Annotated in this window: 14 protein-coding genes; 3 read left to right on the top strand and 11 right to left on the bottom strand. The window is 68.0% G+C overall.

The window, feature by feature from the left end; genetic code table 11:
* From AC1RRW_RS02900 to AC1RRW_RS02875, 6 genes are all read right to left on the bottom strand, one after another.
* A partial coding sequence (locus AC1RRW_RS02900) for a methyl-accepting chemotaxis protein (RefSeq protein ID WP_492899010.1) occupies positions 1-1,161 on the bottom strand: 1,161 nt, incomplete at its 3' end.
* A gap of 187 nt (positions 1,162-1,348) precedes the next feature.
* Positions 1,349-2,023: a GntR family transcriptional regulator gene (locus AC1RRW_RS02895; protein WP_492899008.1), complete on the bottom strand. Its 675-nt coding sequence runs from the start codon at positions 2,021-2,023 to the stop codon at positions 1,349-1,351.
* A 10-nt stretch (positions 2,024-2,033) separates the two neighbouring features.
* Positions 2,034-2,930, bottom strand: a complete 897-nt coding sequence (locus AC1RRW_RS02890; protein ID WP_492899006.1) for a dihydrodipicolinate synthase family protein — start codon at positions 2,928-2,930, stop codon at positions 2,034-2,036.
* Positions 2,931-3,008: 78 nt separating this feature from the next.
* Complete coding sequence (locus AC1RRW_RS02885; protein ID WP_492899004.1) at positions 3,009-3,827, bottom strand: carbohydrate ABC transporter permease; 819 nt, start codon at positions 3,825-3,827, stop codon at positions 3,009-3,011.
* A gap of 220 nt (positions 3,828-4,047) precedes the next feature.
* Complete coding sequence (locus AC1RRW_RS02880; protein WP_492899002.1) at positions 4,048-4,974, bottom strand: carbohydrate ABC transporter permease; 927 nt, start codon at positions 4,972-4,974, stop codon at positions 4,048-4,050.
* 214 nt (positions 4,975-5,188) lie between these two features.
* The gene (locus tag AC1RRW_RS02875) at positions 5,189-6,541 is read right to left on the bottom strand and encodes an ABC transporter substrate-binding protein (protein WP_492899000.1); all 1,353 of its coding nucleotides are present in this window, start codon (positions 6,539-6,541) and stop codon (positions 5,189-5,191) included.
* Between the two features lie 141 nt (positions 6,542-6,682).
* On the opposite strand from AC1RRW_RS02875, the gene AC1RRW_RS02870 reads away from it, so the two are divergent.
* Genes AC1RRW_RS02870 through AC1RRW_RS02860 form a run of 3 tightly spaced genes read left to right on the top strand, consistent with a single transcriptional unit; the run spans position 6,683 to position 9,094 of the window.
* A complete protein-coding gene (locus AC1RRW_RS02870; protein ID WP_492898998.1) occupies positions 6,683-7,708 on the top strand; it encodes an aldo/keto reductase in 1,026 nt (341 codons plus the stop codon).
* A gap of 4 nt (positions 7,709-7,712) precedes the next feature.
* Complete coding sequence (locus tag AC1RRW_RS02865) at positions 7,713-8,540, top strand: amidohydrolase family protein (RefSeq protein WP_492898996.1); 828 nt, start codon at positions 7,713-7,715, stop codon at positions 8,538-8,540.
* Between the two features lie 32 nt (positions 8,541-8,572).
* Positions 8,573-9,094 carry an RbsD/FucU family protein gene (locus tag AC1RRW_RS02860; RefSeq protein ID WP_492898994.1) on the top strand — a complete coding sequence of 174 codons (522 nt, stop codon included), beginning with the start codon at positions 8,573-8,575 and terminating at the stop codon, positions 9,092-9,094.
* On the opposite strand, the gene AC1RRW_RS02855 is transcribed toward AC1RRW_RS02860, so the two are convergent.
* The 5 genes from AC1RRW_RS02855 to rlmH form a co-directional block, all read right to left on the bottom strand.
* The gene (locus AC1RRW_RS02855) at positions 9,036-9,548 is read right to left on the bottom strand and encodes an RNA pyrophosphohydrolase (RefSeq protein ID WP_492898992.1); all 513 of its coding nucleotides are present in this window, start codon (positions 9,546-9,548) and stop codon (positions 9,036-9,038) included. The genes AC1RRW_RS02860 and AC1RRW_RS02855 overlap by 59 nt on opposite strands.
* Positions 9,545-10,756: a divergent polysaccharide deacetylase family protein gene (locus tag AC1RRW_RS02850; RefSeq protein ID WP_492899035.1), complete on the bottom strand. Its 1,212-nt coding sequence runs from the start codon at positions 10,754-10,756 to the stop codon at positions 9,545-9,547. The genes AC1RRW_RS02855 and AC1RRW_RS02850 overlap by 4 nt, the downstream gene beginning before the upstream one ends.
* Before the next feature lie 187 nt (positions 10,757-10,943).
* On the bottom strand, positions 10,944-12,284 hold the full coding sequence (locus AC1RRW_RS02845; RefSeq protein ID WP_492898990.1) for a S41 family peptidase: 1,341 nt from the start codon (positions 12,282-12,284) through the stop codon (positions 10,944-10,946).
* Positions 12,284-13,573, bottom strand: coding sequence for a murein hydrolase activator EnvC family protein (locus AC1RRW_RS02840; RefSeq protein WP_492898988.1), 1,290 nt, complete (start codon positions 13,571-13,573; stop codon positions 12,284-12,286). The genes AC1RRW_RS02845 and AC1RRW_RS02840 overlap by 1 nt, the downstream gene beginning before the upstream one ends.
* Before the next feature lie 200 nt (positions 13,574-13,773).
* The gene (gene rlmH, locus AC1RRW_RS02835; protein ID WP_492898986.1) at positions 13,774-14,253 is read right to left on the bottom strand and encodes a 23S rRNA (pseudouridine(1915)-N(3))-methyltransferase RlmH; all 480 of its coding nucleotides are present in this window, start codon (positions 14,251-14,253) and stop codon (positions 13,774-13,776) included.
* Positions 14,254-14,261 lie beyond the last annotated feature (8 nt).

Raw genomic sequence — 14,261 nt, 5'->3', positions numbered from 1 at the left:
GGTCTCCTCCAGCGACGAGGCCTGCTCCTCGGTGCGCTTCGAGAGATCGTCGGCGCCCATGTTGATCTCGCGCGCCGCCAGACCGACATCGGCCGACGTCGCCTGGATCGTGCGGACCGTCCCGGAAAGACGCGAAACCGTCTCGTTGAAGTCGTCGCGCAGCTTGAGATAGGCCTCGGGCATGTCGACGTCGATGCGGTGGGTGAGGTTGCCCCGCGACAGTTCGGCGAGGCCACCGGCGAGCGCGCCGAGCACGACCTCGAGCTCCTGGGCCTGCTCGATCCGACGCTGCTGCGACGCGGTCCGCTCGGCCTCGCTCATGCGCCGCGTCTCGTCCATCAGACCGGACTGGCGCACGGATTCGGCTTCGAGCTCGGCCTTGTCGATCCCGGCCTGACGCAGCATGCCAAAGGCCTCAGCCATGGCGGCGATCTCGTCGCCGCCGCGCATGGCCGGAACCTCGGCCGCGAGATCGCCCGAGGCCAGCTTGCGCATGGCGTCCTTCAGCACGCCGAGCGGCTTCAGCATGCGGCGCACCAGCAGCAGCAGGAGGCCGCCGCCGACGAGCGCGATCAGGAGGCCGGCCGTGACGCTGCCGAGCAGCATGGTGTCGATCACCTGCAGGAAATCGGCCTGCTTGATGCCCACGAACAGGATGCCGATGACCTGATTGTTCGATTTCTGGACGATCGGCTCGTAGATCGTGAAATAGGATGCGCCGAGGATATCGGCCGCGCCGGAATAGGTCACGCGCTGCTTGAACACGGCGTCATGGGCCGGCCCCTGCGCCAGCTTGGTGCCGACGGCGCGCCCGCCATCTGGCTTCTCGACATTGGTCGCTACCCGGACATCGCCCATGAACACGGTCGCGACGCTGCCGGCCAAGGTCTTGACCTTGTCGACGGCGGCGAAATTGCCGTTCACCGCCTCGTTGCCGAAGAACAGCTTGTCGCCTTCCAGCCGGGGCTCGCCCTTGGCCGCGAGCAGATCCCGCAGCAGGTTGATGTTGACGGTCAGGCTGGACTGGGCGCGCTCGCGCATCGCCTTGTCGGCGGCCCGGATCGAAACCAGCATCGACGCCGCGACCGCGACGGCGACGATGACGACGCCGGTCATGGCAAGGCGCAGCGAGATCGGCAGCCGAAGGGAAAAGCGCTTCATGGGGTTCTCTGAGGAGTTGTGTCAAAAAGCGAAGATGCTACGATCGCCTTACGCGAAATCGGTAAAAATCGACTTAAATCCGTAGAAATTCGCAAATGATGCGTGAAGCGTCTCCTTCCGATGCGGCCGGTTTTTTCCAGCTCGATATGATTGAAATACAGGCAGTCGGTAAGCCGCTTCCGATCCCTCAGTAAGTCATGGCCCGGTTGCGGGCGTTGCCGATATGCGTGCTCATCTCGTCCGCGGCGCGTTCGGGCTCGCGCGCCTCGATCGCGGCGATGATCTTGAGATGGTCCTGCATCACAGGGATCAGGATGTGGTTCTGGATGCGGGTCTCGTATTGCCGGATCAGCCGGATCTTCAGCCAGGTGACGCGAAACGCCTGGCTGACGATGTCGTTGTCGAGATGGTCGATGATCGTCTCGTGCATCATCCGGTCGACATCCTCGGCGTCGCCGATGATCGTGTCGTCGCCGCCAGCCTCGGCCCGGACGATGATCGCCTCGTGGCGCCGGCGCTGCTCGGCGATCTCCTCGTCGCTGGCGCGCAGCGTGTAGAGCGCGATCGCCTCCTTTTCGAGGAAGAGCCGGAACTGGAAGGCGTTGCGGATCAGGTTGAGGTCGACATGGGCGACCTGCATGCCGCGCTGCGGCACGGTCTTGATCAGCCCCTCCGCCTCCAGCCGGGGAATCAGTTCGCGGATCGCGCCGAGCGGAAAACCCGTCATGGCGACGAGCTCGCGCTGGGTCACGAACTGGCCGGGCCTGATGTCGCGCGCCAGGAGCCGCTCGGTGAAGCTCGCATAGGCGCGCTCCCGCAATTTGAGCGGCTCGGCGTCGCGGTCGGGCTCCGGCTGGCTCACGAACGGCTCCTCAGGCGGCTCTGGCGCGGGTGATCGAGTCGAAGGCGGCGAAGAGCTTGTTGCGGCTGCCCTCGTCCAGCGCCTCCAGCGGCGGGCGCATCGCGCCATAGCCGGGATCGCCATGGAGATGGCCGACCAGCGCCTTGACCGCCGGCAGCACCGGATGGCTGCAGATCTCGTCGACCAGCGCGTTCACGGTCGCGTCCTCGGCGCCCTCGTAGACGATAGGGCGCAGCAGATGCGGCACGAGGTTGGCGACGCCGCAGATCGAGCCCTGGGCTCCGGCCCTGACCGCGCGGCCGAGCAGGCGCTCGTCGCCGACCAGGATGGCAAGCTCGCCATGGGCCTTCAGGAAGGCCTCGGTCGTCGGATAATGGCAGGAGGAATCCTTCACGCCGGCGACGATGCCGGGGAAGGCGGTCTTCAGTCGCTGGACGAGGCCGACGCTGATGTCGATCGCCGTGACCGAGGGGATGTGGTAGAGGATGACGTTGCGCGCGGACGGGCCGAGCTTCTCGAAGAACTGCGAGAACCAGGCATAGAGACCCTCGTCGCTGACGCCCTTGAAGTAGAAGGGCGGGGCGAGCAGCAGGCCCTTGGCGCCGGCATCAAGCGCGATCCGGGCCTGCTCGATCGATTCATGCAGGGAGGCGGCGGCGACGCCGGCATAGATCTGTCTCGAGGGGTCGATCCCGGCGCCGATCAGCGCGCCCATCATCGCGGTGCGGGCCGGCAGGCCGAGCGCCGCGCCCTCGCCCGTGGTGCCGAACAGGGTGACCGAGTCGCAGCCCTGCGCCAGGACATGGCGGGCATGGTGGACGAGGCGCGGCAGGTCGATGCCGCCGCCCTCGCGCATCGGCGTGGCGATGGCGCAGGAGAGGCCGAAGCGGTTGGGGTCGAGAGCCATGGGTCCGGTTCTTTCAGGGGCGTTGCTGGCTGACATGTTAGTTAGGGTTCAGTGTTGCGGCAAGCGCAGCGGTGGTGGTCAGCCATCCTTGAGCCCGCCGGCGGAGAGGCCGGCGACGATCTGGCGCTGGGCCAGCACGGTGACGAGCAGGACGGGGAGCGTGACGAGGAGGGCGGCCGCCGCGAGCGGCCCCCATGAAATCTGCTCGAAGGTCAGCGAGTTGTAGACCGCCGAGGGCAGGGTGCGGCTGTTCTTGCCGCCGAGCACGACCGAGAAGATGAAGTTGTTCCAGGAGAAGATGAAGGCGAGGATGCCGCCGACCGTGACGCCGGGCATGGCCAGCGGCAGCGCGACATGGCGGAAGGCCTGCCAGGTCGAGGCGCCGTCGATACGGGCGGCGTCCTCGAGTTCCATCGGCACGTTCTCGAAATAGCCGATCATGATCCAGACGATGATCGGGATGGTGATGACGAGATGGGTGATGACGAGCGCGGTGATGGTGCCGACCAGTCCCGTCATCTGGAAGAGCAGGAAGAGCGGGATCAGGTAGGACAAGGCCGGCGTCATGCGCGCCACCAGGATCAGGATGGCGAACTTCGTCGCCTTGCCGCGCGCGATGCCGTAGCCGGCCGGCACGCCGACGAGGAGCCCGATCAGCACGGCCCCGCCGGTGACGAGGATCGAATTCCAGAGGTACAAGGCAAAGTTGTTCTGCGCGAAGACGTCGACATAGTTCTTCAGCGTCGGCGGATCGGGGATGAAGACCGGCGGGAAGGCGGTGTTGTCGAGCTCGTTCTTGAACGAGAGCGAGATCATCCAGAGGAAGACCAGCACCGCCGGCGAGACCAGCACGAAGACCGAGGCGTAGAAGCCGATTTTCTTGAGGATGCGGGTCATGAGCGCACCTCGGCCAGTGAAGCGTGGATGCGCGACCTACTCCCTCCCCCCGCTTGCGGTGGGGAGGGTCGGGGTGGGGGGGAGAGTGCAGGCCGTCGTCGCCAAGCGTCGGCGTCGAGCCTCTTTCTGCACGCCCCCCCATCCCCAGCCCTTCTCCACCGCAAGCGGGGGGAAGGGGACAGGGCGGCGCTTCCTGCGAGACTTGGAGAGAGCCACGCCATCACGCGTTCCACTTCGACTTCTGCCGGGCATAGAGCAGCAGCAGCGAGAGCATGATCACGATGACGAAGAAGATCACCACCACGGCCGAGGCGTAGCCGATCTTGTAGAACTGGAAGGCCTGCAGATAGAGGAAGATGTTGAGCGTCTCCGAGGCCGTGCCCGGCCCGCCCTGGGTGATGACGAAGATCGTGTCGAAGGCCTTGAGCGCATCGATGGTGCGGATCACGATCGCGACCATGATGAAGGGCCAGACCAGCGGCAGCGTGATGTGGCGGAACATGTGCCACGCATTGGCGCCGTCGATCAGCGCGGATTCGTAGGGCTCGCGCGGCAGGCCGGCGAGGCCGCCGAGCACGATCAGCATGACGAGCGGCGTCCAGTGCCAGACCTCGACCAGGATCAGCGTCGGGATCACCGTATCGGGCGAATAGACCCAGGCCTGCGGGCCGATGCCGACGAGCGACAAAAGGTAGTTCAGCACGCCGAGCTGCGGGTGGAACATCATCGTCCAGACCAGCGCGACCGCGACCGGCGTCGCCATCATCGGCATCACGAAGACGGTGCGCAGGATGCCGCGGAACGGGAACTCGCGGTGGAAGACCAGCGCGGCGGCCGTGCCGAAGACGATGGGCAGCACGACAGCCAGCACAGTGAAATAAAGCGTATGCGCCATCGATTCGATGAAGCGGACGTCGCGGAAGAGTTCGGCGAAGTTACGCAGGCCGACGAATTCGGGGCCGGCCCCGATCTTCCAGTCATGGGCCGACATGTAGAGCGTGAACAGCCACGGAAACACGATCACGCCGCAGACGATCAGCACCGCCGGCAGCGAGAACAGCCAGTAGCGCGGCGTAAAATCGGCCGAGTGCGTGAAGGTCGCGGGCTGGGCCGGGGTGGCCGTGGCGGGGAGGGCGGTTGTTGTCATTCGGTCATCGATTTGGTTCAAGTCCGACGCCTCTTCCCTTCTCCCGGATGGGAGAAGGTGGCCCGGAGAGCCGGATGAGGGCCTGCCGGTTCAGCAACGAGGCGCGACGGCTCCGTCTCGTTCATCAACAAGCGGACAGTCGCTCACCCCTGCCCCTCTCCCATCCGGGAGAGGGGTTCCCCGCGCTTTTCCTCTTTAGGCAGCGTGAGACCGCTCAACCCTGCTCGCTCTTGGCCAGCACCGGCGCAAACGCCTCCGTCGCCTTCTTCAGTTCGGCCGAGACATCGGCGCCGCCGATCGCATTGGTCAGCGCCACGCCGAAGACGTCGCGGAACTCGGTGACCGGGACGATCTGCGGCAGCGCCGCGCGGGCGATCCTGGCCGAGCCGAGCAGGCAGTCGAAATACTGCTTGCCGAATTTCGACTGCGCGATCGTGTCGGTATCGAGATAGGCCGACGCGCGCCCGGGCGCGCCGGCGCCGGCCTTCAGCATCGCGATCTGCTGAGCCTTGCCGGTCATGAACTGGATGTAGAGCCAGGCCGCCTGCTTCTTCTGCGAGCCGCGCGAGATGCCGATGCCGTCGGCGAACATGCCGGCATGGTGCGCCTTGGGACCGGGCGGCGTGATGCCGTAGCCGACCTTGCCGACGATGCGCGACTTCGACGGATCCTCCAGCGGCGTGGCGAAGCCGATGCCGTCGAGCCACATCGCGGCGCGGCCCTGCATGAAGGTGGTCTGGCATTCGTTCCAGTTGAAGCCGACCTGGCCGACCGGGCCGGTATCCTTATTGAGCTTCTTGTAGAGCTCGCCGGCCCAGACTGCCTCGGGCGTGTCGGTCTGCAGCTTGCCCTCGGGCGAGGTCGTCTCGATGCCCTGGCCGAGAAGGAGGCTGGCCCAGACCGGGACGTTGGCGTTCTTCAGACCGCGCGAGACGAAACCGGCGACGCCCTTGGCCGGGTCGTTGAGCCTGGCCGCGACGATCGCCATCTCTTCCATGGTCCTGGGGAACTCGACGCCCTTCGCGGCGAAAAGCTCCTTGTTGTAGTAGACCATCCAGTAGTCGACGAAGAACGGGATCGTATCGAGCGCGCCGTCGGCCTGGCGGGCATAGGCGACCGGGCCGGCGCCGAAATCGGCGAAGTCGAACTCCGGCGCGGTCAGCGAGGCATCCTTTATGTAGGGCGTCAGATCCTCGAACCACTTGCCCTTGGCGGCCATGCGCTTCTGGACGTGGAGCGAGATGCCGCTGACGTCGAAGCTCGGCTTGCCCGAGGCGAACTCGATCACCGCCTTCTGGCGCTGCTGCTGCTCGGGCACCTGCTCGGCCGAGACCTTGATGCCGGTGAGCTCGGTGAACTCCTTCTCGGCGGCCTGCATCAGGTCCGAGCGCGGGTTCTTGACCAGCAGCACGTCGATGGTCGTGCCGGAGAAGCGCTTCCAGTTGAAGGCGGCCTGCGCACGCGCCTCGCGCAGCACCAGCGGCGAGCCGATGGCGGCGGTGGCGCCGAGCGTCGCGGCCGTGCGCAGCAGGGCGCGGCGGGTCGGCTTCAGAATCAGGTTTGTCATCGCGTCCCTCCCATGGAACAGGTATGCGGCCGTTGCCCGGCCTGCCGATCTTGCCCAGGACGCTAGTCCGGATCGACGCCGGTTGCAAGCTAACATGTTGGCATGCACATAGTGGTTGCACCGAACGGGAAACGCCGCGCCATGCCTGCATCGACCGCCCTCGCGATCCGCCCGCTCGGCCGCGCCGGCCTGCCCGTGACGGCTCTCGGTTTCGGCGCCGCGCCGCTCGGCGATCTCTACGCGCGGCTCGACGAGGCGCAGGCCGTCGCGACGGTCGAGGCGGCGCTGGCCGGTGGCGTCCGGCTGATCGACACCTCGCCGCTCTATGGCCATGGCCTGTCGGAGCATCGTGTCGGGGCTGCGCTGCGGCGCTCGGCTGCAAGCGATGTCGCAATCTCGACCAAGGTGGGGCGGGTGTCGGAGCCCTTTGCCGGGCGTGGCGACGGCTCTGGCTATCTCGGCGGCCTGCCGCACGCCTTGCGCTTCGACTACTCATATGACGGCGCGATGCGCTCGCTGGAGCAGTCGGCGCTCAGGCTCGGCGTCGATGCGATCGATATCGTCCTGATCCATGACGTCGATGTCTGGACGCACGGCGCGGACGCGATCGGGCAGCGCTTTTCGCAAGCCATGAACGGGGCCTATCGCGCGCTCGACGGGCTGCGGGCCGCCGGCGCGGTCAAGGCGATCGGCGTCGGTGTCAACGAGGCCGAGATGTGCGAGCGCTTCGCCCGGGCCGGGGATTTCGACGCGATGCTGCTGGCGGGGCGCTATTCGCTGCTGGAGCAGCCGGCGCTCGCCTCCTTCATGCCGCTGGCGCTGGAAAAGGGCATCGGGCTGATGCTCGGCGGCGTGTTCAACTCCGGCATCCTCGCGACCGGGCCGGTTCCGGGCGCGAAATACAACTACAAGCCGGCTCCGCCGGAGATTCTGGCGAAAGTCGCGGCGATCGAGGCCGTCTGCGCCCGCCATGACGTACCGCTCCGGCGCGCGGCGCTGCAATTCCCGTTCGGTCATCCGGCCGTCGCGAGCCTCGTCATGGGGGCGGTTTCGCCGAACGAGGTCGCGGACCAGATCGCCGAACTGGCTGCGCCCGTACCGGCCGCGCTCTGGGCCGAGCTCAAGGCGGAAGGGCTGATTGCGGCCGACGTGCCGGCGCCGGGCTGACGCCATGCGGATCGACGCCCACCAGCATTTCTGGCAACTCGCACGCGGCGATTACGACTGGCTGACGCCGGCGCTCGGACCCATCCATCGCGATTTCGGACCGGACGACCTCGCCCCCCTGCTGGTCATGGAGGGCATCGACCGCACGATTCTGGTGCAGGCCGCGCCGACGGAGGCCGAAACGCGTTTCCTGCTTGCCGTCGCGGCGCGGACGGACTTCGTCGCCGGCGTCGTCGGCTGGACGGATTTCGAGGCCGCGGACGTGGCCGAACGCATCGCTGTCCTGGCGCGGGACCAATTGCTCGTCGGTTTGCGGCCGATGGTGCACGACATCGCCGATCCCGACTGGCTGGCGCGGCCCGACTTCGATGCGGCATTCGCGGCGCTGACCGGGCCGGGGCTCGTCTTCGACGCGCTGCTGAAGCCGCGCCATATCGCGGCGATGCTGCGGCGGCTGGAGCGCAGCCCGGAGCTGGCCGTCGTCGTCGATCATGCGGCGAAGCCCGATCTCATCGGTGGCGATCTCACTGTCTGGCGTGAGGGCATCGCGGCGCTGGCGCGGCATCGGAAGGTGGTCTGCAAGCTCTCCGGGCTGGTCACTGAGGCAAGGCCGGACTGGACCATCGCGACCCTCAAGCCCGTCTTCGACCATCTGCTCGCGACATTCGGGCCGGAGCGGCTGATCTTCGGCAGCGATTGGCCGGTCGTGACGCTGCGTGCGAGCTATGCGCGCTGGGCCGAGACGGTCGAGGCGCTGCTATCATCGCTTGCCGAAGCCGACCGGGTCGCGATCATGGGCGGAACCGCGCAGCGGATTTATCTGAAGCGGTGAGACCGGCCGCTCAACCCAGTCGAAAGATCGCCATGCTCAAGACCCTCGATCCCGTTCTCTCCGCCGACCTGCTCTGGATCCTCGCGGCGATGGGCCATGGCGACGATCTCGCTCTGGTCGACGCCAACCATCCGGCCGAGACGATCTCGCGCGCGACCACCAGCGGGCGGCTGGTCAGACTGCCGGGGCTGACGATGGCCCGGGCGGCGCGCGCGATCCTGTCGGTGCTGCCCATCGACGATTTCGCGCCGGAGCCGGTCAGGCGGATGGAAGTCGTCGGCGATGCCGAGGCCGTGCCAGAGGTGCAGGCGCAGGTGCGGCGCGAACTGGACGCGGCGCTGGGGCAGGCCTCGCCGATGGCGGGAATCGAGCGCTTCGCCTTCTATGAGGCGGCAAAGGCGGCGTTCGCCGTGGTGCAGGTCGGCGATCCGCGCCCCTATGGCTGCTTTCTGTTGCGCAAGGGCGTGATCGCCGGCGACATCCGAGCCCCACGCGTCAAGGCAGGGCGTACGGCGCGAACAGGGCCGCCACGGCCCGATAGACCTCCGCCTTGAACGGGATGATCAGGTCCGGCGTCGCCGCCAGCCGTTCCCAGCGCCAGGCGTCGAACTCGGCCTTGTGGCCGCCGGCCGGGTTCTCGATGTCGATCTCGCTCTCGGCGCCCTCGTCCAGCCGGAAGGCGAACCATTTCTGGGCCTGTCCGCGCCAGCGGCCTTTCCAGGCTTCCTTGCCGATATCGACTGGAAGGTCGTAGCTCAGCCAGCCCGGCGCCTCGGCCAGCAGCGTGGCGGAGACGACGTTGGTCTCTTCCCGCAGTTCGCGACGCGCGGCCTGCAGCGGCGTCTCGCCCTTGTCGATCCCGCCCTGGGGCATCTGCCATTGATGGGTGGCGTCGACATGCTCGCGGAGGGCCTTGTTGGCGCGCCGGCCGACGAAGACGAGGCCGCCCCGGTTGAACAGGGCCAGGCCGACGCAGGGGCGGTAGCGGGCAGGGGCGTCCGGCGTCATCTCGACGGGCCCGGCAGCGAACCCGTGGCGCCGGGATTGCGGAAGCCGCGCGCGGCGCTGACCGGCACGAGCGCGATGCCCTTGCCCTCCAGCGTCTCGGCCCAGCGCGCGATCCGGTCGATCGAGACGGGAAGGGCGCTGGCGGCGGCGACGGCGACGCCCTGCTCGCGCGCGAGCGCTTCGAGCCTGGCCAGTTCCTTGTCGATCGCGTCGGCGCGGACGACGCCGTCGACGACGCGGTCGACCTTGAGCGCGGGGATCTGGGCGCGCGCCGCCGAGGAGGCGAGCAGGCTGCGCGAGGAGGAGCCGTCATCGACGACCATCAGGCCGCGCGCGGCGAGCTCGCGCAGCACCGGAGACAGCGCCGCTTCGTCGGCGGTCAGCCGGCCGCCGAGAAAATTGACGATGCCGACATAGCCGGTGAAGCGGCCGAGCACCCATTGCAGTCGTTCGAGATTCTCGGCCGCCTTCGGGCCGGACAGCAGCGTATGCGGGCCGGGGTCGTTGTCGGGATAGTCGAAGGGCTCCATCGGCACCTGCAGGAAGACCTCGTGGCCTTCGCCGCGGGCGCGCTGGACGCTGCGTTCGAGTTCGGCGCCATAGGGCGCGAAAGCGAGCGAGACGGCGCCTGGGAGCTTCGTCACGGCGTCGGCCGTGCCGCTCTGGCTGATGCCGAGGCCGCCGACGAGCAGAGCGATGCGGCCGGCCGGTTTGGCCAGCGGCGGCGGGCCGAGCGGGCGCGCGTAGATCTGCGCCGGCGTCGCGCCGTCGGAACCGATCTTCGGCAGAAGGCCGTGTCGGCTGCGCTCGGTCAGGCGCGGATCGGGCGCGGTCGCGAGCTTGACCGTGCCGCTGTCGGGAATGGTGATGACGATCGAGCCCGGCGCTTCCGAGCCCGGCCTGACCACGGTGACGCCGGCCTCGCTCTCCATCTGGCGGGCGCTGGACTGGGCGCGCGTTTCGGGCTGGACGGTCGCGGCGGGCGGCAGCGCGGCGGTCTGCGGCGGGGGACTGCGCTTTTGGATCGAGGCCGTCGCGGTCGGCTCGCCACCGGCGGGATCGCGCCTGATCGCCACGACGAGCAGCAGCGACGCAAGGACAAGGCCGGTGAGGCCGGCGCAGCCCCAAGCGATCCAGCGGGCCCAGGGCCTGCCGGTTGGCGGGGGGCGGTCCTGACCGAGGGGACGGTCAAGCTCCGTGAGCGGCATTCCGGCCAAGGGCAGCCGTCCTCAACTCATGCGCATCGGACCCGAATCAGCGGCCCGCGCGCTAGTCTTGTCGCGTCGCGCGCGTCCCGTCGAGCCCGAGTCGGAGGCCGAGAAAAACCCCGGGTGGATTTCTCCGCCCAGGGTTTCGATTCCGGTAAGACAGGCCAGGCTTTTCAGTTCGGCTTTTTCAGTTCGGCTTGGGCTCCTCGGGCGCCGGCGCCGCGGCCGGAGCGGCGGCATCCTTCTTGACCCCGCGCAAAAGGTTAAGCGCGGCGATCAGCTGGGTGTCCTTGGTCGGGTCGTTGGGCACGTAGGACGCCGAACCGGACTGCTCGTCCTTGCCGTCGCTGGATTTGAGATGGCCCTTCAGCGCCGCCTCGCCCTTGTTCTCGGTCAGCTTGTCCTTGAGATCGGCCGGGATGTCCTGGATCACCTCGATGTCGGGCGAAATGCCCTTGGCCTGGATCGAGGTGCCCGACGGGGTGTAGTAGCGCGCGGTGGTCAGGCGCAGGCCGCCATTGCCGCCGAGCGGGATCACGGTCTGGACCGAGCCCTTGCCGAAGGAGCGCGTGCCCAGCACGGTCGCGCGCTTGTGGTCCTGCAGCGCGCCGGCGACGATCTCCGCGGCCGAAGCGGACGAGCCGTTGATCAGCACGACCAACGGCTTGCCTTTGGTCAGATCGCCCGCCTTGGCGTTGAAGACCTGCGTCTCCTCGGCGTTGCGGCCGCGCGTCGAGACGATCTTGCCGCGCTCGAGGAAGGCGTCGGAAACGAGCACGGACTGGTCGAGACGGCCGCCGCGGTTGTTGCGCAGGTCGATGACGTAGCCCTTGATCTTGTCGACGCCGATCTCGGTGTTGACCTTGTCGATCGCCTTGCGCAGGCCCTCATAGGTCTGCTCGCTGAAGGTGCCGATGCGGATATAGCCGACATCGGCCTCGACGCGCTCCTCGACCGCCGGCACGACGATGGTCGAGCGGGTCAGGGTGAATTCGAGCGGCTCGGGCTTGCCGGGGCGCTCGATCTTGAGCTTGACCTGCGTGTTGATCAGGCCGCGCATCTTTTCGACGGCCTGGGTCAGGGAGAGGCCCTTGACCTCGGTCTCGTCGATCTGGCGGATCAGGTCGCCGGTCAGGATGCCGGCCTTGGAGGCGGGCGTGTCGCGGATCGGCTTGGCGACCTTGAGAACGCCGTCCTCCATCGTCACCTCGATGCCGAGGCCGCCGAACTGGCCGCGCATGTCGGTGTCCATGTCGCGGAACGACTTGGCGTCGAGATAGCCCGAATGGGGATCGAGCGAGGAGACCATGCCGTTGATGGCGGCCTCGATCAGCTTCTGTTCATCCGGCTTCTCGACATAGTCGGTGCGGATCTTCTCGAAGATGTCGCCGAACAGGTTGAGGCTGCGATAGACCTCGGCCGAGGCCGCGACCGCGCTGGTCGAGGAGAACAGCCTGGTCTGGGTGACCACGCCCGTCAGGCCCGCGCCGGCGATGGCGCCGGCCAGAACGAGAGAAACCTTGCGCATCATCCGCGAACCTTTTCGCTTTGCGGTTTCGTCCACCAGGGCGTCGGATCGATCGAGACGCCGTCCTTGCGGAATTCGATATAGAGGATCGGCTGCCCGGTTCCCGGGCCGACGATCGATGCCGCAGCTTCCGACGTTTCGCCCATCACTGCAACAGGTTCTCCGGCGAGAACGAATTGATTCAAGGTGACGTCGATCCGCTGCATGCCGGCCAGCAAGATATAGTATCCCGCGCCCGCATTCAGGATCAAGAGTTGCCCGAAGGAGCGGAACGGACCGGCATAGGCCACCCAAGCGTCAGATGGTGCCGAAATCAGGGCGCCGGGACGCGTGCTCAAAGAAATTCCGCGCGTCATTCCTCCGGCGCCGTCGTTTTCGCCGAAACCACGCAATTGTGATCCCGCCGCCGGCAGCGCCAGCAGCCCGCGCGTTTCCGCGAAGGCGATCTTGGGCGCCAGCCTGGCCGGATCCCGGAACGCGAGCGCGGCCATGCGCTGGCGCTGCTCGCGCGTTTCGGCCTCCAGCGCCTGCCTGGCCGAATCGGCAGCCCGCGTCGCGACCGAAATCTCCTTCTCCATGCGCTCGACGAAATCGCGCAGCGACTTCGCCTGCGCCGCGAGCTCGCCGCCCTGGCTGCGCTGCGCCTCGGCGTCCCTGGCCGCGCTCGCCTCGCGCAGACGCCGCGCATCGACCAGCGAAGCGAGGCGCTGCCGCTCGCCGGCGAGCTGCTCCAACTCCGCGGTGAGCGCCTTGCGCTCCGAGCCGATGCCGTTGCGCAGGCGCATCAACTCGCCGAGATCGGCGCTGAGGATCTCGATCTCCTGGCGCAGATCCGGCACGACCGCGCCGAGCAGCATCGAGGCGCGCACCGCCTCCAGGATGTCTTCCGGCCGCACCAGCACGGCCGGCGGCGGCCGGCGGCCGATGCGCTGCAGCGCCGCCAGCACCTCGGCGATCAGGCCGCGCCTGCCTTCGAGCGAGCGCCGGATCGCCGCCTCGCTGGCCTGCAGCAGGGCAAGCCGTTCCTCGGTCGCGCCGATGCGCCGCTCGGCCGCCTGGGCGCGCCGCGTGGTGTCCAACAGCGAGCCGTTCAGCGCGGCGCGGTCGGCGCGGATCGCTGCGATCTCGGTCTCCAGCTTGGCCCGCGCCTCGGCGTTGCCGGCGAGACGCTGCTCGATCGCCTTGAGCTCGGCCTCGCGGGCCTGCTTTTCGGCCTGCTTGGTCTGCGCCTCGCGGGTGAGCTGCTCGGGATCGGGGGAGGGCGCCTGGGCCGCGGCTGGTACAATCATTAGAGAGAGCGCGATGAGGCCTGCGCGCATTCCCTCCCCCCGCTTGCGGTGGGGAGGGCTGGGATGGGGTGGCGTATGGCCGGGCGACACGGCCGAGCCTCTTTCTGCACGCCCCCCCATCCCTGACCCTTCCCCACCGCAAGCGGGGGGAAGGGGACAGGTAGCGGCTCGCAACCTGCGAATCAGGGAGCGCGAAAGCGTCATGCGCGATGATAGGGGTGGCCGGCGATGATCGTCATCGCCCGATAGAGCTGTTCGAGCACGAGCGCGCGCACGATCTGGTGGGGGATGGTCAAGGCGCCGAAGGCGAGCGTCAGTCCGGCCCGATCGCGGATGTCGTCGGAGAGCCCGTCGGCGCCGCCGATGACGAGGCTGGCGGAAACCGCCCCGGCATCGCGGGCAGCAGTGATCCGGGCCGCGAAGGCCTCGCTGCTCTGGCTCTTGCCGCGTTCGTCCAGCGCGATGACGAGGCCGGGCTGGAGCTTGGCCAGGATGGCCTGGCTCTCTTCGCGCTTGCGCTCGTCGGGACGGCGGCCGCGGCCCTCGGTGATCTCGACGATGTCGGGGCCGCTCAGTCCGAGTCCGCGACCGAGCGCCACGGCCCGCTCGCGATAACGCTCGCAGAGTTCGCGCTCGGGGCCGTCCTTGAGACGGCCCACCGTGATCAGCGCGAGGCGCATGCGGTCTC

Source organism: Allobosea sp. GW821-FHT12C12, from assembly GCF_058807355.1.
This window is presented reverse-complemented; position numbering and strand designations above follow the sequence as displayed.

What these genes read in the sequence shown, in the direction of transcription:
- AC1RRW_RS02890 (WP_492899006.1), bottom strand. Translation starts at nt 2,930, where the DNA reads ATGGCTCTCGACCCCAACCGCTTCGGCCTCTCCTGCGCCATCGCCACG.
- AC1RRW_RS02885 (WP_492899004.1), bottom strand. Translation starts at nt 3,827, where the DNA reads ATGACCCGCATCCTCAAGAAAATCGGCTTCTACGCCTCGGTCTTCGTG.
- AC1RRW_RS02880 (WP_492899002.1), bottom strand. Translation starts at nt 4,974, where the DNA reads ATGACAACAACCGCCCTCCCCGCCACGGCCACCCCGGCCCAGCCCGCG.
- AC1RRW_RS02875 (WP_492899000.1), bottom strand. Translation starts at nt 6,541, where the DNA reads ATGACAAACCTGATTCTGAAGCCGACCCGCCGCGCCCTGCTGCGCACG.
- AC1RRW_RS02870 (WP_492898998.1), top strand. Translation starts at nt 6,683, where the DNA reads ATGCCTGCATCGACCGCCCTCGCGATCCGCCCGCTCGGCCGCGCCGGC.
- AC1RRW_RS02865 (WP_492898996.1), top strand. Translation starts at nt 7,713, where the DNA reads ATGCGGATCGACGCCCACCAGCATTTCTGGCAACTCGCACGCGGCGAT.
- AC1RRW_RS02860 (WP_492898994.1), top strand. Translation starts at nt 8,573, where the DNA reads ATGCTCAAGACCCTCGATCCCGTTCTCTCCGCCGACCTGCTCTGGATC.
- AC1RRW_RS02855 (WP_492898992.1), bottom strand. Translation starts at nt 9,548, where the DNA reads ATGACGCCGGACGCCCCTGCCCGCTACCGCCCCTGCGTCGGCCTGGCC.
- AC1RRW_RS02850 (WP_492899035.1), bottom strand. Translation starts at nt 10,756, where the DNA reads ATGCCGCTCACGGAGCTTGACCGTCCCCTCGGTCAGGACCGCCCCCCG.
- AC1RRW_RS02845 (WP_492898990.1), bottom strand. Translation starts at nt 12,284, where the DNA reads ATGCGCAAGGTTTCTCTCGTTCTGGCCGGCGCCATCGCCGGCGCGGGC.
- AC1RRW_RS02840 (WP_492898988.1), bottom strand. Translation starts at nt 13,573, where the DNA reads ATGATTGTACCAGCCGCGGCCCAGGCGCCCTCCCCCGATCCCGAGCAG.
- rlmH (WP_492898986.1), bottom strand. Translation starts at nt 14,253, where the DNA reads ATGCGCCTCGCGCTGATCACGGTGGGCCGTCTCAAGGACGGCCCCGAG.